This is a genomic window from Pseudomonas sp. HMWF021 (assembly GCF_003061005.1).
Classification (GTDB): Bacteria; Pseudomonadota; Gammaproteobacteria; order Pseudomonadales; family Pseudomonadaceae; genus Aquipseudomonas.
In genome coordinates, this window is the sequence record NZ_QAIK01000147.1 from 18151 (window position 1) to 39738 (window position 21588).

Annotated in this window: 19 protein-coding genes; 8 read left to right on the top strand and 11 right to left on the bottom strand. The window is 57.7% G+C overall.

What is annotated here, in order from left to right:
* Positions 1–704 (bottom strand): sugar diacid recognition domain-containing protein (locus DBR18_RS29635; RefSeq protein ID WP_305891541.1); only part of this gene is annotated, 704 nt, incomplete at its 3' end.
* A gap of 172 nt (positions 705–876) precedes the next feature.
* Between DBR18_RS29635 and DBR18_RS21025 the strand changes: the two genes are divergently transcribed.
* From DBR18_RS21025 to rarD, 3 genes are all read left to right on the top strand, one after another.
* Entirely contained in the window at positions 877–2187 is a 1311-nt protein-coding gene (locus DBR18_RS21025; RefSeq protein WP_108591760.1) for an MFS transporter, read from the top strand.
* Between the two features lie 212 nt (positions 2188–2399).
* Positions 2400–3413, top strand: a complete 1014-nt coding sequence (locus DBR18_RS21030; protein WP_108591761.1) for an aldo/keto reductase — start codon at positions 2400–2402, stop codon at positions 3411–3413.
* 200 nt (positions 3414–3613) lie between these two features.
* A complete protein-coding gene (gene rarD, locus DBR18_RS21035) occupies positions 3614–4495 on the top strand; it encodes an EamA family transporter RarD (protein ID WP_108591762.1) in 882 nt (293 codons plus the stop codon).
* A gap of 122 nt (positions 4496–4617) precedes the next feature.
* Here the strand turns inward: rarD and hppD are convergent, their stop codons facing one another.
* Both hppD and DBR18_RS21045 read right to left on the bottom strand, forming a co-directional pair.
* Positions 4618–5694, bottom strand: coding sequence for a 4-hydroxyphenylpyruvate dioxygenase (hppD, locus tag DBR18_RS21040; protein WP_108591763.1), 1077 nt, complete (start codon positions 5692–5694; stop codon positions 4618–4620).
* A gap of 245 nt (positions 5695–5939) precedes the next feature.
* Complete coding sequence (locus DBR18_RS21045; protein ID WP_108591764.1) at positions 5940–6887, bottom strand: DMT family transporter; 948 nt, start codon at positions 6885–6887, stop codon at positions 5940–5942.
* 77 nt (positions 6888–6964) lie between these two features.
* On the opposite strand from DBR18_RS21045, the gene DBR18_RS21050 reads away from it, so the two are divergent.
* From DBR18_RS21050 to DBR18_RS21060, 3 genes are all read left to right on the top strand, one after another.
* Positions 6965–7837, top strand: a complete 873-nt coding sequence (locus tag DBR18_RS21050) for a LysR family transcriptional regulator (protein WP_108591765.1) — start codon at positions 6965–6967, stop codon at positions 7835–7837.
* Positions 7838–7952: 115 nt separating this feature from the next.
* Positions 7953–9488, top strand: a complete 1536-nt coding sequence (locus tag DBR18_RS21055; protein WP_108591766.1) for an EAL domain-containing protein — start codon at positions 7953–7955, stop codon at positions 9486–9488.
* Between the two features lie 234 nt (positions 9489–9722).
* The gene (locus DBR18_RS21060; protein ID WP_108591767.1) at positions 9723–10088 is read left to right on the top strand and encodes a histone-like nucleoid-structuring protein, MvaT/MvaU family; all 366 of its coding nucleotides are present in this window, start codon (positions 9723–9725) and stop codon (positions 10086–10088) included.
* Positions 10089–10304: 216 nt separating this feature from the next.
* Here the strand turns inward: DBR18_RS21060 and DBR18_RS21065 are convergent, their stop codons facing one another.
* Positions 10305–10823, bottom strand: coding sequence for a DUF4946 domain-containing protein (locus DBR18_RS21065; RefSeq protein ID WP_108591775.1), 519 nt, complete (start codon positions 10821–10823; stop codon positions 10305–10307).
* Between the two features lie 139 nt (positions 10824–10962).
* Here DBR18_RS21065 and gloA point away from each other — a divergent pair, with 139 nt between their 5' ends.
* Positions 10963–11484 (top strand): lactoylglutathione lyase, encoded by a 522-nt coding sequence (gene gloA, locus DBR18_RS21070; protein WP_108591768.1) that lies wholly within the window; start codon positions 10963–10965, stop codon positions 11482–11484.
* Positions 11485–11610: 126 nt separating this feature from the next.
* Here the strand turns inward: gloA and ahpF are convergent, their stop codons facing one another.
* From ahpF to DBR18_RS21085, 3 genes are all read right to left on the bottom strand, one after another.
* Complete coding sequence (gene ahpF / locus DBR18_RS21075; protein ID WP_108591769.1) at positions 11611–13173, bottom strand: alkyl hydroperoxide reductase subunit F; 1563 nt, start codon at positions 13171–13173, stop codon at positions 11611–11613.
* 124 nt (positions 13174–13297) lie between these two features.
* Complete coding sequence (gene ahpC, locus DBR18_RS21080) at positions 13298–13861, bottom strand: alkyl hydroperoxide reductase subunit C (RefSeq protein WP_003224621.1); 564 nt, start codon at positions 13859–13861, stop codon at positions 13298–13300.
* A gap of 136 nt (positions 13862–13997) precedes the next feature.
* Complete coding sequence (locus DBR18_RS21085) at positions 13998–14936, bottom strand: site-specific integrase (protein ID WP_108591770.1); 939 nt, start codon at positions 14934–14936, stop codon at positions 13998–14000.
* A 177-nt stretch (positions 14937–15113) separates the two neighbouring features.
* On the opposite strand from DBR18_RS21085, the gene DBR18_RS21090 reads away from it, so the two are divergent.
* Positions 15114–16130, top strand: coding sequence for a DNA-binding protein (locus DBR18_RS21090; RefSeq protein WP_108591771.1), 1017 nt, complete (start codon positions 15114–15116; stop codon positions 16128–16130).
* On the opposite strand, the gene gorA is transcribed toward DBR18_RS21090, so the two are convergent.
* The 4 genes from gorA to pabB all read right to left on the bottom strand — a co-directional run.
* The gene (gorA, locus tag DBR18_RS21095) at positions 16127–17485 is read right to left on the bottom strand and encodes a glutathione-disulfide reductase (RefSeq protein ID WP_108591772.1); all 1359 of its coding nucleotides are present in this window, start codon (positions 17483–17485) and stop codon (positions 16127–16129) included. The genes DBR18_RS21090 and gorA overlap by 4 nt on opposite strands.
* Positions 17486–17590: 105 nt before the next feature.
* Positions 17591–19117 (bottom strand): MFS transporter, encoded by a 1527-nt coding sequence (locus DBR18_RS21100; RefSeq protein ID WP_108591773.1) that lies wholly within the window; start codon positions 19115–19117, stop codon positions 17591–17593.
* 91 nt (positions 19118–19208) lie between these two features.
* On the bottom strand, positions 19209–20081 hold the full coding sequence (locus tag DBR18_RS21105; protein WP_108591774.1) for a prephenate dehydrogenase dimerization domain-containing protein: 873 nt from the start codon (positions 20079–20081) through the stop codon (positions 19209–19211).
* The coding region (gene pabB, locus DBR18_RS21110; protein WP_108591776.1) for an aminodeoxychorismate synthase component I at positions 20078–21588 on the bottom strand (1511 nt) is incomplete at its 5' end. The genes pabB and DBR18_RS21105, both read right to left, overlap by 4 nt.

The following is a 21588-nucleotide window of genomic DNA, read 5'->3' on the forward strand; positions in this document are numbered from 1 at the left end:
CCGACGGCGATGCGCAGAATGTTCCAGCCGAGGCCATCAAGCTTTTCCAGCAAGCGATCATGTTCAACGGTCTGGCTCGCCGGACGGCACCACAGCAGCGACGATTTGGCCGAACTCACGCACCAGCTGTCCGGGTAGCGCGAGGTCAGCCACGCGCTCAACGCCTCGACGGTTTGCCCTGGCCCGTGTTCCAGACCCAGCTCGAACAGATATGGCATCCGGGTCAGTTGCGGCTTGAGGCCCAGTTGCTGCGCTTCATCAATCAGCCGCGGCGAGTCCCCCGCTTCGCTCAACAGCAACGCCAGCAAGTCATCACAACGCTGACGCCGCCATTGCTGTTCAGCCTGCTGGTTGCGCTGGCCGACGAGCATTTCGGCAGTCATGCGCACCAGTTCGGCGTAGGTGCGCAGTTGCTCCGGTTCGCCAGTGATGCCGAGTACGCCGATCAGGCGTTGATCGAGCAGCAGCGGCAGGTTGATCCCCGGCTGCACACCCTTCAAATGCACCGCGGTTTGCGCATCGATTTCCACCACTCGCCCGTTGGCCAACACCAGTTGCGCACCTTCGTGACGGGTGTTGATGCGCTCCGGCTCGCCACTGCCGAGGATCAGACCCTGGCTGTCCATGACGTTGACGTTGTAGGGCAAAATGGCCATGGCCCGGTCGACGATATCCTGAGCGAGGTCGTGATCGAGTTCGAACATGATCGGCAAAATCCTTAAGCAGCGGCGGCGGACGGTTGTTCACCCGCACAGGGTCTGGCGGCAAACCCTGTGCTCAGGCACAAAGACAATCCGGCCACAGGTGGCCGAGACTCTCGGGGCGATCAACGTTAACCTGTGCATCGCAAAAAATCATAATAAAGAGAGAGCCGCTATGTCGCAGAGCGCCGCAGCTACCCAGACCATCGACGACGGTAAAAACGCCGTCTACAAACGCATCACCCTGCGTTTGATCCCCTTCATCTTCATCTGCTACCTGTTCAACTACCTCGACCGGGTCAACGTTGGCTTCGCCAAACTGCAGATGCTCGACGCACTGAAGTTCAGCGAAACCGTGTACGGCCTCGGTGCCGGGATCTTCTTTATCGGCTACGTGCTGTGCGGTGTACCGAGCAACCTGGCCCTGACCCGATTCGGCCCGCGCCGCTGGATCGCGCTGATGATGATCACCTGGGGCACGCTGTCGACCTGTCTGTTGTTCGTCACCACCCCGACCCAGTTCTACACCCTGCGCCTGTTCACTGGTGCCGCCGAAGCCGGGTTCTTCCCCGGTGTGGTGCTGTATCTCTCGCAGTGGTTCCCGACGTTCCGCCGTGGGCGGATCATGGCACTGTTCATGTCGGCGATCCCGGTGTCCGGTTTGCTCGGCAGTCCGTTTTCCGGCTGGATTCTCAATCACTTCACCGCAGGCCAGGGCGGTCTGGCCGGCTGGCAATGGATGTTCCTGCTGCAAGGTATCCCAACGGTCATCCTCGGCGCCCTCGCCTATTTCCTGCTGAGCGACAGCTTTGCCAACGCCAAGTGGCTGAGCCCGCATGAGCGCGCGGTGCTTGAGGCGGATCAGGCCGAAGACCTGGCGAACAAACCGAAAACCACCTCTGACTCGCTGATCGCAGTGTTCAGGAATCCGGCGATCTGGGCCTTCGGCCTGATCTACTTCTGCATCCAGAGCGGCGTGTACGCGATCAACTTCTGGCTGCCGTCGATCATCAAGAACCTCGGCTTCAGCGATAACCTGGTGATCGGCTGGTTGAGCGCGATCCCGTATCTGCTGGCGGCGGTGTTCATGTTACTGGTCGGGCGTTCGGCGGATTTGCGCAAAGAGCGTCGCTGGCATTTGGTGGTGCCAATGCTGATGGGAGCCATCGGCCTGGTGATTGCGGTGAACTTTGCCGCCAACCCGGCCATCGCCATCCTCGGCCTGACGCTTGCGACCATGGGCGCGCTGACCGGCCTGCCGATGTTCTGGCCGGTGCCGACCGCGATGTTGAGCGCGGGTGCGGCGGCTGGAGGCCTGGCGCTGATCAACTCGATGGGCCAGATGGCGGGTTTCCTCAGCCCGTACCTGGTGGGCTGGGTCAAGGACAGCACCGGTTCGACCGATGCGGCGTTGTATTTGCTGGCGGGGGTGATCGTGGGTGGTAGCCTGTTGGCGTTGCGCATGACGCGGACGTTGCGCGCGTAATCACGCTTTAAGAGCAAAAGATCGCAGCCTGCGGCAGCTCCTACATGGAAATACGCGTTTTCCTGTAGGAGCTGCCGCAGGCTGCGATCTTTTTACGATGTCCGAGCAAACTCAGGTACTGCAGGCGGGTCGCTCAGCCGATAATTCACTTTGCCCCGTGGGAGGCTTCTGGTATTTGATTGGAGTTTTCCCACCGACAAAAGGATTTCGGCATGAGCTATCGCACACTGGGGCACTCGGGTTTGCAGGTGTCCACTCTCACCTTGGGCACGATGATGTTTGGCGAGCAGACCAGCGCCGAAGATTCGCTGCGCATCATCGACAAGGCCTGGGATCAGGGCATCAACTTCATCGACACCGCCGACGTCTATACCAACGGCCGCTCGGAAGAAATCGTCGGCGAGGCGATTGCCCGCCACCGACATGAATGGGTGCTGGCGACCAAGGTCGGATTCGGCCCGGTGGACGGCGTGCCGAACCGCAGCGGCTTGAGCCGCAAGCACATCTTCAATGGTCTGGAGGCCAGCCTGACGCGCCTGGGCACCGACTATCTCGACATCTATTACCTGCACCGCGAAGACCACAACACGCCGCTGGAAGTCACGGTGTCGGCGATTGGCGATCTGATTCGCCAGGGCAAAATTCGCTACTGGGGCCTGTCGAACTATCGTGGCTGGCGGATTGCCGAGGTCATTCGCATCGCCGACAACCTTGGCGTTGATCGCCCGGTGATCAGCCAGCCGCTGTACAACATCGTCAATCGTCAGGCCGAGACCGAGCAGATCACCGCCGCGCAAACCTATGGCCTCGGTGTGGTGCCTTACAGCCCGCTGGCCCGTGGTGTGCTCAGCGGCAAGTACGCGCCTGATGTGACCCCGGACGCCAACAGCCGCGCCGGGCGTCAGGACAAGCGCATTCTGGAAACCGAATGGCGGGTGGAGTCGCTGCGCATCGCCCAGCAGATTCAGCAATACACGCAAGGGCGTGGGGTCGGCATCGTCGAGTTTGCGATTGCCTGGGTGCTCAACAACAGCGCGGTGACTTCGGCGATTGTCGGGCCGCGCACCGAACAGCAGTGGGATGCGTACACCAAGGCGCAGGCGGTGCAGATCACGGCGGAGGATGAAGCGTTTATCGATTCGCTCGTGACACCGGGGCATGCGTCGACGCCGGGGTTCAACGATGTGAGCCATTTTGTGTCGGGCCGTAAACCGCGTCATAGCTAATACCGCCACCCTGTAGGAGCTGACGCAGGCTGCGATCTTTTGATTTTAAAAGCTCAAAAGCAAAAGATCGCAGCCTGCGGCAGCTCCTACAGGGCGGCAGCCGGCTCAGGATGTGGGAAATATTGATCACTCGGCCAATATTCAGCACAAAAACCACGTATCCTGCGCGCCCTGTTTGATCACCCACCCGCGAGGACAGTTTGTCTAAAGGTATCGCTCTATCGGTTTCAGCCTCGGTGCTGTTTGCCGTCATGTATTACTACACCTCACTGCTCACCCCGTTGAGCGGCGTGGAAATCTTTGGCTGGCGGATGCTGCTGACCGTGCCATGCATGACCGTGTTCATGCTGGTGTCCGGCGAATGGCGGCGCGTGCTGGAACTGCTGCGGCGCGTGGCGGGCTATCCGAAACTGATCGGTGGCCTGATCGTTTCCTCGGCGCTGCTCGGCGTGCAGTTGTGGCTGTTCATGTGGGCGCCGCTCAATGGCTACAGCCTTGACGTGTCGCTGGGTTATTTCCTGCTGCCGCTGGCGATGGTACTGACCGGGCGCATCGTTTACGGCGACAGCCTGTCGTACCTGCAGAAAATCGCGGTGTTCTTTGCCATTCTGGGCGTGGCCAACGAGCTGTATCAGGTCGGCGGTTTTTCCTGGGCGACGCTGGTGGTCGTGGTCGGTTACCCGCTGTATTTCGTCCTGCGCAAACGCCTGAAGACCGACCACCTCGGTGGTCTGTGGGTCGACATGACCCTGATGCTGCCAGTGGCGTACTGGTTTGTGCGCGGTGGCGAACAAGGCTTTGCCGTGTTCGATCAGTACCCGGGGCTGTTGTGGCTGATTCCGCTGCTCGGCCTGATCAGCGCCTCGGCACTGGTGGTGTACATCATCGCCAGCCGCTTGCTGCCGTTCAGCCTGTTTGGTTTGCTCAGTTATGTGGAGCCGGTGTTGCTGCTGGGTGTGGCGCTGTTGCTTGGTGAAAGTATCAAGGCGGGTGAGTGGCTGACTTACATTCCGATCTGGCTGGCGGTGGTGGTGCTGGTGTTTGAAGGTTTCAAGCATTTGATGCGGCAACGCCGCTCTTAAAGCAAAAGATCGCAGCCTTCGGCAGCTCCTACATTTGGAATGAGTTTTCCTGTAGGAGCTGCCGAAGGCTGCGATCTTTTGATCTTGAAAAAAGCCTGGCATACGCCAGGCTTTTTTATGGCTTACTCGGTGGTCAACACACCACGACGCACCTGATCACGCTCGATCGATTCGAACAGCGCCTTGAAGTTGCCTTCGCCGAAACCATCATCGCCTTTGCGCTGGATGAATTCGAAGAACACCGGCCCCATCAGGGTTTCGGAGAAGATCTGCAGCAACAGACGCTTGTCGTCCGGGTTCGAAGAGCCGTCGAGCAGAATGCCACGCGATTGCAGTTGATCCACCGGCTCACCGTGATTCGGCAGACGGCCTTCGAGCATTTCGTAGTAGGTGTCCGGCGGTGCGGTCATGAAGCGCATGCCGATCTTCTTCAACTGATCCCAGGTCTTGACCAGATCGTCAGTGAGGAACGCCACGTGCTGGATGCCCTCGCCGTTGAACTGCATCAGGAACTCTTCGATCTGCCCGGCGCCCTTGGACGACTCTTCGTTCAGCGGGATGCGGATCATGCCGTCCGGCGCGGTCATCGCTTTCGAAGTCAGGCCGGTGTATTCGCCCTTGATGTCGAAGTAGCGGATCTCGCGGAAATTGAACAGCTTCTCGTAGAAGTTGGCCCAGTAGGCCATGCGCCCGCGGTACACGTTGTGGGTCAGGTGATCGATGATCTTCAGGCCCGCGCCGACCGGGTTGCGGTCAACGCCTTCGAGGAACACGAAGTCGATGTCGTAGATCGAGCTGCCTTCACCGAAACGGTCGATCAGGTACAGCGGCGCGCCGCCAATGCCTTTGATCGCCGGCAGGTTCAGCTCCATCGGGCCGGTCTCGATGTGAATCGGCTGGGCGCCCAGTTCCAGCGCGCGGTTGTAGGCCTTTTGCGAATCCTTGACGCGGAACGCCATGCCGCACACCGACGGGCCATGTTCGGCCGCGAAGTACGATGCCACGCTGTGGGGTTCGTTGTTGAGGATCAGGTTGATCGCGCCCTGACGGTACAGGTGCACGTTCTTGGAACGGTGGGTCGCGACTTTGGTGAAGCCCATGATCTCGAAGATCGGCTCCAGGGTGCCGGGAGTCGGCGATGCGAACTCGATGAACTCAAAGCCCATCAGGCCCATTGGGTTTTCGTATAAATCTGTCATGGTGACGCCTCATCATTCTTATCAATTAACCAGAGTTATTTGTCAGTAATGCTGAGACCGCCGGGCGGTGCGCAGGAGATGCCTCGCACACTGCGGGCGAGGAAGTCACCGTAGATCAGTTGAAACCCGAATATCTTCATTGTCGACCCAAGGCTCTTGCGGGCGAGGCTTCTGCTGCCAGAAGACGATTATTATTGTATGCGTAACCCGATTCTACACAGCGTAAATAGGGTTGTCTGCCCTCTCTATAAAATCCGCCTTTTTCGCGCCGGTGCAAGGGGTTTGTTGCTCAGGTAAATGCCGACCAGTACCGCACCGCCGCCCAGATACATGCTCAATGTCAGTTGTTCGCCAAGCAGCAGCGCCCCCAGTACCACGGCGGTCAACGGATTCAAGGCGATGAACACGCCGGAACGGGTCGCGCCGATTTTACGGATGCCGTCGTAATAGCCGATGTAGGCCAGTGCCGAGCCGAATACGCCCAGGTAGATCAGGCTCAACCACTGTGGCTCACCCAGGTCGCCCAACGCAGCCCAACTCAGTTCGTCACGCAGGGCCGCGAGCGTGCAGAGCATCAGCGTGCCGATCAGCACGGAGAACGTCACGGTCTGCAGCGGGCCGAGAGACTGGTTCAAGTCCCGGGAGCACAGCGAGTAAACAACCCAACCCAGTACACAGCCGAAAATGGCCAGATCACCGATCCAGGCATCAGGCGTTGCGGCGAGCCATTGCGGATTGCGGCTGACAATCACCAGACCGGCGCCGGCGATGCAGAGCGCGATACCGGCGACTTTTACCCGACCCAGACGCTCTTTGAACAGCAGCCACGAGGCCAGCCCTATCACGGCCGGGTTCAACGCGACAATCAACGAAGCTCGCGAGGCATTGATGTATTGCAAGCCGTAAAAGAAGCACAGGTTGTAGAAGAAAATCCCGAAAAATCCTAACAGGGTCAGTTGCAGCCATTGCCGGAATGTCGGCCGCGCCAGTGCAATCCTCGAGAGGAACAGGAACCCGAGCAGCGCCGCACTGGCGAGCAGGAAACGCAGGCTGGCGGCGAACAGCGGACTAAGGCTGCCCGCCAGGAAACGCCCGGCAACGAACGTCCCTCCCCACATCATGGTGACCGCTGCCAGTGTCAGATAAACAGACCGGTTGGAAGCGTTCGTGTGTATTTGCTCAAGATTGCGCATGACGTCCACAAAAAAGCAGTTGAAGGATGGCGTATCATTCGCCTCATTCAACCTCATCGTAAAATGAGCAAAAACTCATGACCCTCAGTCAACTGGAGATTTTCTCGCTGGTCGCCGAATTGCGCGGCTTCACCCTCGCCGCACACCACTTGGGGATTTCCCAGTCAGCGGTATCCCATGCGATGAAATCCCTGGAGCAGGAGTTGGGCGTCGAACTGTTGCGTCGCCATCAGACACAAGTGGAACTCACCGACATCGGTGAACAATTGCTGCAGCGCGCACGGGCCATGCTCGGTCTGGCCAACACCTTGCGCCAGGAAGCGGCCGATGCACGAGGCATGAAAAGCGGCACATTGCGCATCGGCTCTTTCGGCCCGACCTCGTCAATAAAGTTGCTGCCGAACATTCTGCAGCACTATCGCGATGCGCATCCGGGCATCGAGGTGCACATTGATGAGGGGCCAGATCGGCAAGTGCTGCAATGGCTGGAAGAGCGGCGCATCGACGTCGGTTTTGTGGTGTTGCCCGAGGAGCGCTTCGACACCTTTGCCTTGATCGAGGATCAGATGGTTGCCCTGCTGCCGGCCAGCCATCCATTGGCCGAACGCCCGGCGCTGAGTCTTGGCGATCTGTGCAACGATCCCTTTGTGCTGACCGAGGCCGGTTCAGCGGAGCTGGTTTCGCGACTGTTCAGTGCCGCGCGGCTGCAACCGAACATCCGCTACCGCTGCGCGCAATTGCTCAGCACGCTGGACGTCGTTGGCCGAGGCGACGCGATCACCATCGTGGCCGAAGGCTCGTTGCCGGGCGATGCGACAGTGCGTTATGTGAAGAAGCCTCTATTGCCTGCGGTACAGCGTCTGATTGGCCTCGCCGTCCTCGATCAGCGCCAGGCCTCTCCGGCCACACGGGCGTTTATCGAGCTCGCTACTCGGATCAGCCAACCGTGAGCAGCACAAGCACCCGCGGCCATCTATCATGCCTCTGGACTTCACTGTTTTTCACCGGCGCGCCGCTGTCAGGCCTGCGATCGAGAATGCCACTCCACTGCGACAGGATGCGCCCATGCCCTTGACCGTCAGACCCCGCCGCAAACGTAGCGCGCGCATTGTTGTGACCCTGCTGTGCGGCCTGTTGCCGGTGATTCTGGGCACAGGGATTCTGTATATGCAGGCCGAGCGCACCTTGCAGCAAAGCTCCCGGAACACCGCCGAGGAGGCGCTGCGCCAGTTCGAGCTGATGCTCGACAACACCGCCCAGGCAGCCAGCGAGCTGTTACCCCTGGCCGGTCAGCCCTGTGACAGCGTGACACTGGCCTTGCGTGAGCAGGTGACCCGCCGGCCTTTCGTCCGCTCGACCAATCTGGTGTGGGACAACAATCTCTACTGCAGCTCGCTGTTCGGCGAGTACAAGGAAGCCGTAAATCCCGGTGACTACGCCCAGGGCAAACTGTGGTTGATGAACGGCAATCCCGTCACCCCCAACACCGCACTGCTGGTTTATCGGCTCAGCGAAGGTCGCGGCGGCGCGCTGACCACCCTCGATGGCTATCACTTGAGCAACATATTGCGACTGATCGGCCGGCAGACGCTGCTGTTGCTGCAAGTCGGCGACAACTGGCTATTCGCCGACGGCAAAGTGCACCAGGGCGCCTTGCCAGACTTGCCCGTGGCGCAAAGCAGGCTGGCATCTTCGCGTTATGCTTTCAGTGTCAGTGCCGGTTTCCCGCAGGGTGAAACCTGGCGCTACATGGCTGACCAATACCCCCCGTTGTTCAGCCTGCTGATATTTTTCGGGGTGATTTCGGGCGCAATCGCTCATGTCTTGCAGCGCCGCTCGACGTCACCCAGCCATGAAATGCTGCGTGCTCTGGAAGCGGCCGAATTCATTCCCTACTTCCAGCCGGTAGTGCACGGCGACACCCGCAAATGGTCCGGCGCCGAGGTGCTGATGCGTTGGAATCACCCAAAAGAGGGGCTGGTGAGGCCGGACCTGTTCATCCCGTTCGCCGAACATTCCGGCCTGATCGTGCCGATGACCCGTTCCCTGATGCAGCAGACCGCCGCCCTGCTCGGCCCGCTCTCTTCGGGTTTCGACAAGCCGTTTCACATCGGCATCAACATCACCGCCAGCCACTGTCAGGATCTGCATCTGGTCGAGGACTGCCGCGAATTTCTCGCTGCGTTCGCGCCGGACAGCATCAACCTGGTGCTGGAGTTGACCGAACGCGAGCTGATCGAGCCGACCGATGTCACGCACCAGTTGTTCGAGCAATTACATACCCTGGGGGTGATGATCGCCATCGACGACTTCGGCACCGGGCATTCAAGCCTGGGCTACTTGCGCGAATTCAACGTCGATTTTCTGAAGATCGATCAGAGTTTTGTCGCGATGATCGGCATTGATGCGCTGTCACGGCATATTCTGGACACGATTATCGAACTCTCGGCCAAGCTCGATCTGGGGATTGTTGCCGAGGGCGTGGAAACCGAGGCACAGGCGGATTATCTGACCAGTCACCATGTCAACTTCCTGCAAGGCTACCTGTTCGGCAAACCCATGCCGCCAGCGGACTTCATTAATGCATTAAGTCACCATTAACTAAACCCGATTACACCCGCCACGACGACAAGCCGCACCAAATTGATACAAAAAGCCGCTGTCGTTACATGGGGAAAAACTCAGGATTTACTCTTGCGTCATTAACTACTACAATTTTTCGTACCTGTTGCAAGATTCACAGGTGAGCCATTATCACCGAGTCGCTTCAAGGCTCTTGGCTTATAGCTTTGTTTGCGGTTGGTATCAGCCAAACACACTATTGGAGTAAAGATATTGTCCAGACTCGCTGAATTTCGTGCAGCTGAAAAGGCCCTTCAGGAACAGCTCAAGCAGCTGGAATCGCTGAAGAACGATGCCGGGCTCAAGAAAGAAATCGAATTCGAAGAAAAGCTCCAGGGGCTGATGAAAACCTATGGCAAAGGCCTGAAAGACATCATTGCCATCCTCGATCCGACTCCGTCCAAGTCCGGCCTGCAAGCGTCCGCCGCACCCAAAACCCGCCGCGCTCGCGTGGTCAAGGTTTATCAGAACCCGCACACCGGCGAACTGATTGAAACCAAGGGCGGCAACCACCGCGGCTTGAAAGCCTGGAAGGAACAGTACGGTGCAGGCACCGTTGATTCCTGGCTGCGCGGTTAATCTTGCGGCAACAAACAGGCCCTGCTTAATGCAGGGCTTTTTTTTGACAATATCTAACAAAAGCAACGATTTCCCCCACGCTAGTTATCAACCAGCTTTAACACCTACAAGACGTGAGGCTAAACATTTTGCACCGGGATGTTGCAACCGCAGCCACTGCTAAACTTTGTGCTTAATTCCTTCGGGTATCTAAACCCGCCAGGGTGAAACAGAGGCTTAAAGTTTCAAGCTGTTTCTCACAGCCACTATTTCGTCAGCACTGGCCTTATAAACCTCTGCCTGACCAGCGTAAGAAAGTACATACGCCTTGTCCGCCTCGACCGCAGCCACCAATGTTTGCGACAACACATGTCGGCCGTTTTCAGTGATTGTGCAGGTGGTTTCCAGTGCATCCAATGAACCAAGGGTCGCCGGGTGTACTTTGTTGCACACACTTTGATAGCCGCTCTGAAAGAAACCCTTCTGAATCGACTTGCGCATTTCCAGCAGGACGCCCGGAACATTCACCTGATGGCCCGCTTCCACCTGGGTCATGGTCAGCTCCATCACCATTACCTGGTTGCCGTCAGCGTCGTTTTTTACCGCGCGCTGGCGAGAAACCTCAGGCGTGGTGTCGGGCAATGCTTCGACTTCCCAACCTGCGGGCCAGGTGATATTGGGTGGGTCTGCCAACACCGGGGCGGCAAGCAGCGACGAGAAAAGGCAAACGAACAGCGCGTTGAACGGTCGGATCATTACCACGGACACTCGCAGATTGAGCATTGAAGTCTGAGGCCCGGCCGCCCACAGAGCAAGCCGCGCATTCGGTTTGGCGATGCCGGCCCGCATGCGTATCATTGCGCCCATTCACTCGCCCCATTGTTACGGAGGGCCTATGAGCCTGCACGAACTGAACACCTTTCCCGGCGTCACCGCCACGCCAGACAGCGCAACCCGCAACTTCGTCTTCAACCACACCATGTTGCGTGTGAAAGACATCACCAAGTCGCTGGATTTCTACACCCGCGTACTGGGTTTTTCGCTGGTCGAGAAACGTGATTTCCCGGAAGCCGAGTTCAGCCTGTATTTCCTCGCCCTGGTCGATAAAGCACAGATCCCGACTGATGCCGCTGCCCGCACCGAATGGATGAAGTCGATCCCCGGCATCCTCGAACTGACCCACAACCACGGCACCGAAAACGATGCCGACTTTGCCTATCACAACGGCAACACCGACCCACGCGGCTTTGGTCATATCTGCATCTCGGTGCCGGATATCGTCGCGGCATGCGCACGCTTCGAAGAGCTGGGCTGCGACTTCCAGAAGCGCTTGACCGATGGCCGCATGAAAAGCCTGGCGTTCATCAAGGACCCGGATGGCTACTGGGTCGAAATCATCCAGCCTGCGCCGCTGTAAAAAGATCGCAGGCTTCGCCAGCTCCTACACATTTCCTGTAGGAGCTGCCGCAGGCTGCGATCTTTTGCTTCACCCATAAAAAAACCCATGATCGCTCATGGGTTTTTTCGTTTCAGCGACTGCCGTTTACGCCGGCGCCGAAGTACGGATCAAGTGATCGAACGCGCTGAGGGAAGCCTTGGCGCCCTCGCCCACCGCAATCACGATCTGCTTGTACGGCACAGTGGTCACGTCACCGGCCGCGAAGATCCCCGGGATCGACGTCTCGCCACGGTTGTCGACGATGATTTCACCGCGCGGCGACAGCTCGAGGGTGCCTTTGAGCCAGTCGGTGTTCGGCAGCAGACCGATCTGCACAAAGATCCCTTCCAGCTCGACGCTGCACAGTTCGTCAGTATTGCGATCCTTGTAACGCAGACCGTTGACCTTCTCGCCATTGCCGGTGACTTCAGTGGTTTGCGCACTGGTGATCACGGTGACGTTCGGCAGGCTGTGCAGTTTGCGTTGCAGTACAGCGTCGGCACGCAGTTGCACGTCGAACTCAAGCAAGGTTACGTGGGACACGATACCGGCCAGGTCGATGGCCGCTTCAACGCCGGAGTTACCGCCGCCAATCACCGCCACACGCTTGCCTTTGAACAGCGGGCCGTCGCAGTGCGGGCAGTACGCCACGCCTTTGTTGCGGTATTCCTGCTCGCCCGGCACGTTCATTTCACGCCAGCGTGCGCCGGTCGCCAGGATCACGCTTTTGGCTTTCAGGGTCGCACCGCTGGCGAAGTGGACTTCGTGCAGCTCGCCGTTCTTGCCGGCAATCAGCTTGTCGGCGCGTTGCAGGTTCATGATGTCGACGTCGTACTGCTTGACGTGTTCTTCCAGCGCCGTGGCCAGTTTCGGACCTTCGGTTTCCTGCACGGAAATGAAGTTTTCGATGGCCATGGTGTCCAGCACCTGACCGCCAAAGCGCTCAGCCGCGACACCGGTGCGAATGCCTTTGCGAGCGGCATAGATCGCGGCAGAAGCGCCGGCCGGGCCACCACCGACCACCAGCACATCAAAAGCTTCTTTCGCACTGATCTTCTCGGCCTGACGCTCGATCGCGCCGGTGTCGAGTTTGGTGAGGATTTCTTCCAGGCCCATGCGGCCCTGACCGAAGTTCTCACCGTTGAGGTAGATGCTCGGCACGGCCATGATCTTGCGGTCGTTGACTTCGTCCTGGAACAGCGCACCGTCGATGGCGACGTGACGAATGTTCGGGTTCAGCACGGCCATCAGATTCAGCGCCTGGACCACGTCCGGGCAGTTCTGGCACGACAGCGAGAAGTAGGTTTCAAAAGTGAACTCACCCTTGAGCGAGCGGATCTGTTCGATCACTTCAGCACTGGCTTTGGATGGGTGACCGCCTACTTGCAGCAGGGCCAGCACCAGCGATGTGAATTCGTGGCCCATGGGGATGCCGGCGAAACGCAGGCTGATGTCGGCACCCGGGCGGTTGATCGAGAACGACGGTTTGCGGGCATCGGTGCCGCTGTCGATCAAAGTAATCTGGCTCGAAAGACTGGAAACGTCTTTCAGCAGTTCCAGCATTTCACGGGATTTCGCACCGTCGTCGAGGGAGGCAACGATCTCGATCGGCTGGGTGACCCGTTCCAGGTACGATTTCAACTGGGCTTTAAGATTGGCGTCCAACATACGGGCGATTTCCTTTGTTTGAGGCGAAAAAAAGCCCGAGCGAATCTCGCCCGGGCATTTTTATTGGGCGGTGCAGCGTACTTAAGAAGGTGCGGCGTACCGCCCTGAGTTGCGTGTCACTGACTTAGATCTTGCCGACCAGGTCCAGGGACGGAGCCAGAGTGGCCTCGCCTTCTTTCCACTTGGCCGGGCAAACTTCGCCTGGGTGAGCAGCAACGTACTGAGCAGCCTTGATCTTGCGCAGCAGCTCGGAAGCGTCACGGCCAACGCCGCCATCGTTCAGTTCAACGATTTTGATCTGGCCTTCAGGGTTGATCACGAAGGTGCCACGGTCAGCCAGGCCAGCTTCTTCGATCAGCACGTCGAAGTTGCGGGAGATGACGTGGGTCGGGTCGCCGATCATGGTGTATTCGATTTTGCCGATGGCTGGCGAAGTGTTGTGCCAGGCAGCGTGGGCAAAGTGGGTGTCGGTCGAAACGCTGTAGATTTCCACGCCCAGTTTCTGGAACGCAGCGTAGTTGTCGGCCAGGTCTTCCAGCTCGGTTGGGCAAACGAAGGTGAAGTCGGCTGGGTAGAAGAACACTACGGACCATTTGCCTTTCAGGTCAGCGTCCGAGACTTGTACGAAGTCGCCGTTTTTGAACGCGGTAGCTTTGAACGGTTTTACTTGGCTGTTGATGATAGGCATTGATGACTCTCCGTCAGGGTTGTGAATTCGATGGGTGAATCCTACCCACTCACTCGACGGATGGCTCATTGGCAAACCTGATGCTGCTGATTTGTTTTCGCTATTAGCTGACTGTATTAATAGAAGAAAACGATATCTACGACGTAAGCGGCTTATCCATAATCCGAGCCATCCCGTGAAAGGGGCTGGCTTCAACATAGCGCATGGCTGACTTCATATCCTTCCAGCCGACGTAACTCATCAAGGATTTCAGATCCCAGCCACTTTGATGCGCCCACGTAGCAAAGCCGCGACGCAGGGAATGGCTGGTGTAGCGCTCGGCCGGAATGCCTGCGCGCTCCAACGCCTGACGAAGCAGTGGAATGACACTATTGGCGTGCAAGCCCTCCTCGCTCAGATTGCCCCAGCGGTCGACGCCGCGAAATACCGGGCCGCGCACTAGCGCGGCCTCGGTGATCCAGTCGATGTAAGCCTGCACCGGACACAACTTGAGCAGCGCCGGCGCCTGATACGTCTGCCCGAGATTCTCGCGGTCACCCTTGCTGCGCGGCAGGTACAGGGTGATGCCGCTGCCGGCGTGCGCCTGCACATGCTCGATCTGCAAACGACACAGCTCATCACTGCGAAAGCCGCGCCAGAAGCCCAGCAGGATCAGCGCGCGGTCCCGATAAGCCTTGAGCAACTGCGCACGATCCTGATTTTGCCTGGCGCTGCTCGCTTCCTGCTCCAGCCAGTCGACCACTTGTTGCAGGTCGTGCAATTGCAGTGGCTCGGCCTGTTTTTCCTGCGCCGGATGCAAAGCGCGAATGCCCTTGAACACCTTGCGCACCACCGGCGCCTTGGTCGGATCGGCAAAGCCCTGACTGGTGTGCCACTGCGCCAGCGCCGACAAACGCAGCTTCAGCGTATTGATCGACAGCACACCGGCATGCTCGACCAGATAACGCGCCACGCTGTCGGCTGTCGCTGGCAGGAACCCGCCCCACTTCACTTCGAAATGCTCGATTGCCGAGCGGTAGCTGCGGCGAGTGTTGTCACGGGTAGCGGCTTGCAGATAGCGATCGATATCGCTCATGGGCTGTGTTCTCGCAGGCGTACTGATTCAGGGCTGAAAAAGGTGATTTAAGCACCTGACACTGGGTAATACCAGTATATCCCGTGTCTTTATAATCAATTATTTAACTTTATTTTCAGCGTGGTACACTGCGTACTTTGGTGGCATGTACCACAGTACGAAACGGTAGGAGTTCACATGGCCCGTGGCGGCGTAAACAAAGCAGTGGTTCAGATCGCGCGCACAGCGATTCTGGCCCGAGGCGAACACCCAAGCATCGATGCTGTACGCATCGAACTGGGCAACACCGGTTCGAAAACCACGATCCACCGTTATCTCAAGGAATTGGACGACGGCAGCCAACCGGTCGAAGCGTCCGCAGAACCGATCAATGACGAACTGACTGCACTGGTCTCACGCCTCGCCCAGCGCCTCAAAGAACAGGCGCAAGAACCGATCGAACAAGCTCGCGAGCAATTCGAAGAGCAACGCGAAACGCTGGAATCGGAACTCAAGCAGGTGCGCCAGGCACTTGAGCAACTGGAGCAACAACACGATATTCAGGGCGCAGCGCTGGCCAGAGAATCCGAGGCACTGAAAGAAACCCGCTCGATGCTGCAGACCGAACAAACCCGCAACGCCGGGCTGAATCAGGCGCTGGCCGACTTCGAATTGCGCCTGCAGGACAAGGACGAGCAGATCCGCTCGCTGGAAGAGAAACACCTGCACGCCCGCGACGCGCTTGAGCATTACCGCAACGCCACCAAAGAACAGCGCGAGCAGGAACAGGCACGCCACGAAGGACAAATCCAACAGTTGCAGATGGAATTGCGTCAGGCGCAACAAAGTGCACTGGTGCGGCAGGACGAAATCACTCAGTTGCACCGCGACAACGAACGCCTGCTCACGGAAAACCGTGGCACCCAGCGCGAACTGAGCCTGATGCAGGATCAGCTCAAGCACAGCAACCAGCGCCAGGATCAACTGCTGGAACAAGCCAGCCGCGTCGACAGCGAACGCACCCTCCTCCAGGAACGCCTGCGCGTTGCCCTGCTGGAAAGTCAGACGCTGAAACAGGATGCTGACGAACAGCGGCAGCTCAATCAGTCACTGGAAAAGGAATTGACCAAGACTCAGGCGAGTCTCGAAGACAGCTTGCGCCTGGCGGCTACCGTTGCGGCAGCGCCAGACACAGGCAAAGCGAAAGACGCTTAAGCGCCAACCGGCGTACGCATGGTGACGAACTCTTCGGCGGCCGTCGGGTGAACCCCGATCGTGTCGTCGAAGTCGCGCTTGGTGGCGCCGGCCTTGAGCGCGATCGCCAGGCCCTGAACGATTTCTCCGGCGTCCGGGCCGACCATATGGCAACCGAGCACCTTGTCGGTCTTGCCGTCGACCACCAGCTTCATCAGGGTTTTTTCCTGACATTCGGTCAGGGTCAGCTTCATCGGGCGGAAGCGGCTCTCGTAAATCACCACCTCGTGGCCAGCGTCCCGGGCTTCTTCTTCGGTCAGGCCGACAGTGCCGATGTTCGGCAGACTGAACACCGCCGTCGGGATCATCTTGTAATCCACCGGACGATATTGTTCCGGCTTGAACAAACGCCGCGCTACCGCCATGCCTTCAGCCAGTGCCACCGGCGTCAGCTGCACCCGACCGATCACGTCACCCAACGCCAGAATCGAAGGTTCGCTGGTCTGATACTGCTCGTCGACCTTGATAAAGCCCTTGTCTGTCAGCTGCACATCGGTGTTTTCCAGCCCCAGGTTGTCCAGCATCGGACGGCGACCCGTGGCGTAGAACACACAGTCGGCTTCCAGCACGCGACCATCCTTGAGAGTTGCCTTCAGGCTGCCGTCAGGCTGCTTGTCGATACGCGCGATGTCGGCATTGAATTGCAGATCCATGCCGCGCTTGGTCAGCTCTTCCTGCAGATGCTTGCGCACCGAGCCATCAAAACCACGCAGGAACAGGTCGCCGCGATACAGCAACGTGGTGTTCGCACCCAGTCCGTGGAAAATCCCGGCGAACTCCACCGCAATGTAACCGCCACCGACAACCAGAACCCGCTTCGGCAGCTCCTTGAGGAAGAACGCCTGATTTGAGCTGATTGCGTGTTCGTGCCCCGGGATCTCCGGAATCTGCGGCCAGCCACCGGTGGCGATCAGAATGTTTTTCGCGGTGAAGCGTTCACCATTGACCTCGACCTCATGCGGGCCGACGATCTTCGCGTGGGCTTCATGCAAGGTCACGCCGCTGTTGACCAGCAGGTTGCGATAAATGCCGTTGAGGCGATTGATTTCGCGATCCTTGTTGACGATCAGGGTCGCCCAGTCGAAATTCGCTTCGCCCAGACTCCAGCCGAAACCGGACGACTGTTCGAAGTCTTCGGCGAAATGCGCGCCGTACACCAGCAGTTTCTTCGGCACGCAGCCGACGTTGACGCAAGTCCCTCCCAGATAACGGCTCTCGGCCACCGCCACTTTTGCACCGAAACCGGCAGCAAAACGCGCAGCCCGCACACCACCGGAACCGGCACCAATCACATAAAGGTCAAAATCGTAGGCCATTACTATCTCCTCGGCAGGCGATCAGCATACCTGCAGATGCTTATTGAGCAAGTCTCTACTGCACAGGGACGGGCAATGCCGGGAGGTTCTACCGTTAGCATTTGATTAATGACATTCTGCCGGTTGAATTTTTGGCAGCCGCAACGTGCGCCAGGCGATCAGGATCGCTATGAGCGCCAGACCGAAAGCGAACCACGATGCCAATGCAATTCCGCCCTCAAATGCACTTCCCGCCCGCTGCATCAACTGTTGCGCTTGATCGCCCGCCAACTCCGTCGCCACATAATGAGCGCCAGCCAGCGTTTCACTTGCCAGCATGCTCTGAACATCGCTCAAAAACGCTGGAAGCTGCAGCTCTGCTCGGTAGTGAGCCGTCACCAGACCGCCAAGTAGGGTCGTCCCCAGCACCACGCCCACCTCATAGGCTGTTTCACTGATGGCGGATGCTGCCCCTGCCTTCGCTGGGGGCGCTGCTGACAAAATCACATCATTGGAAACCGTAGCGATCGCCCCCACTCCGATGTTGAGCAACGCGAACGCCACTATCAATACCGCAAGACTGCTGCCCATGCTGGCCACCAGCAAAAAGGCCGCACCGGTGAAAGCCACCAGAATAGGTATCAATACATGCACTGACATACGCTGCGCGACTGGGACGACCGCCATTCCAACCATAATCGCCATTATTTGCCCCGGCACCAACGCAAGACTCGCACTCAAGGGCGCCATTTGCAGAACAATCTGCAAAAACTGAGTCGTGAAGAAAACGAAGCCGACAAGAAACGCAAGACTCATCAAATTGATAAGGACTGACCCGCTGAAGGTGCCATTGCTGAACAGGGTCATGTCCATCAGGGGTACAGGAAGGCGCAACTGGCGACGTACGAATATCCAGCCGGCTAGTGCACCTGCCAGAAAGGTGCCAAACACAACCCCGTCAATGCGCTCACTGGCGCCATGCTTGATGCTGTAAACGATACAACCCAGTGCGACCATCGACTGAAGGATGCTGATCGGGTCCAGTGGACCCGACCCATCACGCTCTGATTCAGGGAGCAACAGCGGCCCCAGTACTAACAATGGAATCAGGACGGGAACCGCCAACAGAAAAATCGCGCCCCAATCAAAGAATTGCAGTAACACCCCACCCACCAAAGGCCCCAGTGCCGAGCCGACAGTCAGCGTCGTTGCCCAGATCGCTACTGCCACTCTGCGCTCTTCTCGATCCTCAAATACCGAACGTATCAATGCCAGCGTGGAGGGCATCAACATCGCACCGAAAATCCCCATACAAGCCCGCCCGACAATCAGTTGCATGGATGTCTCGGAATATGCGGTCAGCACCGAGACCAACACAAACCCGAGCGAGCCGATAAGCAGCAACTTACGGTGCCCCACCCGATCGCCCAGGCTACCCATCGAAACCAGCAGTCCAGCGAGAACCAACGAATAGGCATCGATCATCCACAGCTGCTGGCCGGCAGTTGGGCGTAAGGCTTCAGCGATTTTGGGTAATGCAAAGCCCAGTACGGTGTTATCAACGGTCACCAGCAGCACTGGCAACATCAACACGCAGAGGCCGAACCAGCGTCTCGAAGTATTGCTGCGGGAAAGCTCATTCGCTAATGCCATGGATAAAGCTCCTTAGACAAAAATAATTTCACGGGGCATTTTTTGAAAGCCCCGTGAAATGTTTCCTACGCACTTCCTTGGCGTATATGGATCAGTTCAATAGTGAAAATATGTGCTGACAATCAACTGCCCCCGAACTCAAACGGCGGCCCAATGCATTTGAAACACTTTGCAGATCATTGCGAAATCCTTCGTAATCCTGACTGCGAACACTCTCGGTCAAGCAATTCATTCCTTCTGCCAACGCCTCGCGTTGCTTGATGGCGTGGTCGTTCTCCAACTGAATGTCCCAATAGACTTCGGGTGGATTCACCAGAACGCGAGACAACAACGCCATCATGGTGCGCATTGGCGGCGGCATCACTTCCAGTGCGCTTTCAAGGTTCAGCGAGCACTTGGACAACGCCAGGCCAAATCCAAGAATCGCGGCATGAGGCAGCGCCTGACAAAGAGCCATCAGCTCGTCGTGGGCAACAGGCGTCATTCGCTTGATCTTCATTCCTGCACCGAGCAGAAACTGCTCGATAAAGGTTGTCGGCGACTGCTCCTTGTCCAGGCAAACGGCGACAGTACGCCCCTGAACAGAAAGTTGGGGCGAAAACATCGGGTTGATCCCGACAAAGGGCTGTCGGGATGAAGCACTCTTCAATGCTCGATAAAACGGTTCTTGAACAGAGCAGGTCGGAATAAAGGTGACCTCATCCGAAACAGCCCCGAGAACCCAAGGAATGGCCCGAATCGAGACACTTTCCGGCAAGGCAAAAACTACCGCTGTCGCCCCTTGAAAAATGTGTCCGGTATTACTGAACGGACTGGTGACATCAATTTCATGAAAACCACAGGCCTGCTCTGGCGGCCTGCGATCCACCACGCGAACATTGCATCCGTATTGCATAAGAATACGGGTGATAAGGGACCCCACCAGCCCCGCGCCACCCAACACGACTACCGTGTCGCCCATCATGCTTCGCTCCCTGCGAGAAAAGTGTAATAAGGTACGCTCGCCTTGACCAATGTCTCTTCAAGTTCCTGCTGCGGATCAGAGTGCGCAACGATCGCACCACCGATGCCAAATGTCGCCTCGCCGTCCTGCAGAACAGCTGTGCGTATGACAATGCTTAATTCTGCTGCTCCGCTGAAGGACAACCAGCCCAGAGCGCCAGAATAGATACCTCGCGCAGAGGATTCCAACACGTCAATGATTTCCATCGTGCGTTTCTTCGGCGCACCCGTCATGGAGCCCCCCGGAAAACAGGCCCGAATGGCCTCAAGCGTTGCCACTTCAGAGCGAAGGTGCCCGCGAACGGTGGAAACCAGTTGATGCACCGATGAGAAACTCTCGACCGAGAAAATTTCGGGAACATGTACGCTCCCTGGACGGCACACCTGATTCAAGTCATGGCGCACCAGATCAACAATCATCAAGTTTTCAGCTCTATCCTTTGTTGAAACCCGAAGCTCATCACGCAGCATCCGGTCTTCTGAAAACTGCTTGCTCCGCGGTCTGGTGCCTTTGATAGGCCGGGATTCGATCATCCCACTGTCGTCGATCCGAAGGAATGTCTCTGGCGATGCGCTAAGTACCGAGAACTGCGCAAATGAAAGATAGGCTCCATAAGGCACGGGACTGGCCTGACGCATTCGCTTGTAGGCATTAAATGGCACGCCGTCATACTTCATTTTTGCCCGATTGGTCAGACAGATCTCATAAGACTCGCCATCGGCGATGTACTGCAGCGACTGATTGATCTTGGCGATGTAATCCTCCGCGCCATCATCAAGCGATAGCTTTAGTTCATCTACAGCTCCCGGAACAAATGCCTTGCCATTAAGCGTTGGATTTTCTTCAGGCTCCACGACATCAGGCAGCGTCGGCCAAGCGCCCGCTTCTCCCGTGGCGGTGATCATGCACTGATAAGCCTTGCCTTCCTGATGATCGAAAACCAGAAAGTGTGGCGCAAACATGAATGCCGCATCCGGGTGCCCCGATTTATAGGTCTTTTCCCCGCCGGTCAATGCTTTCAGTTCATACCCCAAGTAACCGACAAAACCGCCTTTGAATCCGAATGGCAAGTACTGTGGGGTGGCGATCTGAACGGCTTCGAAGATCTGCGCAACAAGCGTGAAAAAGTCGCCCTTGATACTTTTTCTGCCCTTGGGTCCTTCGAGCGTCAGTTTTTGACCAGTGACATCGTAGTCAAACCTTATGGCACCCTGCCCCTCCCCACTCCCCATGATCGAGTAACGTGCGTTCGGTCTTTCCGATTTCTCGCTATCCAGCCAAAACGCGAAGCGGTCATCTGCATAGAGGGATGAAAATACCGCTTGGGGATCCAGACCTTCGGGTAGTTCTCGGTAGGCGAGCTGCATATTCAGCTCGCCTCCCACAGCGACATAAGCGCTTTTTGACGACGCGCACTCTGGATCAGACTCCAGTCGGCTTCTCCCGCTGACATTGTGTTCAATCGCCA

Bases quoted from the DNA above. Each gene is read 5' to 3' on its own strand.
- DBR18_RS21025 (WP_108591760.1), top strand. From the start codon at position 877: ATGTCGCAGAGCGCCGCAGCTACCCAGACCATCGACGACGGTAAAAAC.
- DBR18_RS21030 (WP_108591761.1), top strand. From the start codon at position 2,400: ATGAGCTATCGCACACTGGGGCACTCGGGTTTGCAGGTGTCCACTCTC.
- hppD (WP_108591763.1), bottom strand. From the start codon at position 5,694: ATGACAGATTTATACGAAAACCCAATGGGCCTGATGGGCTTTGAGTTC.
- DBR18_RS21045 (WP_108591764.1), bottom strand. From the start codon at position 6,887: ATGCGCAATCTTGAGCAAATACACACGAACGCTTCCAACCGGTCTGTT.
- DBR18_RS21050 (WP_108591765.1), top strand. From the start codon at position 6,965: ATGACCCTCAGTCAACTGGAGATTTTCTCGCTGGTCGCCGAATTGCGC.
- DBR18_RS21055 (WP_108591766.1), top strand. From the start codon at position 7,953: ATGCCCTTGACCGTCAGACCCCGCCGCAAACGTAGCGCGCGCATTGTT.
- DBR18_RS21065 (WP_108591775.1), bottom strand. From the start codon at position 10,823: ATGATCCGACCGTTCAACGCGCTGTTCGTTTGCCTTTTCTCGTCGCTG.
- gloA (WP_108591768.1), top strand. From the start codon at position 10,963: ATGAGCCTGCACGAACTGAACACCTTTCCCGGCGTCACCGCCACGCCA.
- ahpF (WP_108591769.1), bottom strand. From the start codon at position 13,173: ATGTTGGACGCCAATCTTAAAGCCCAGTTGAAATCGTACCTGGAACGG.
- ahpC (WP_003224621.1), bottom strand. From the start codon at position 13,861: ATGCCTATCATCAACAGCCAAGTAAAACCGTTCAAAGCTACCGCGTTC.
- DBR18_RS21085 (WP_108591770.1), bottom strand. From the start codon at position 14,936: ATGAGCGATATCGATCGCTATCTGCAAGCCGCTACCCGTGACAACACT.
- DBR18_RS21090 (WP_108591771.1), top strand. From the start codon at position 15,114: ATGGCCCGTGGCGGCGTAAACAAAGCAGTGGTTCAGATCGCGCGCACA.
- gorA (WP_108591772.1), bottom strand. From the start codon at position 17,485: ATGGCCTACGATTTTGACCTTTATGTGATTGGTGCCGGTTCCGGTGGT.
- DBR18_RS21100 (WP_108591773.1), bottom strand. From the start codon at position 19,117: ATGGCATTAGCGAATGAGCTTTCCCGCAGCAATACTTCGAGACGCTGG.
- DBR18_RS21105 (WP_108591774.1), bottom strand. From the start codon at position 20,081: ATGATGGGCGACACGGTAGTCGTGTTGGGTGGCGCGGGGCTGGTGGGG.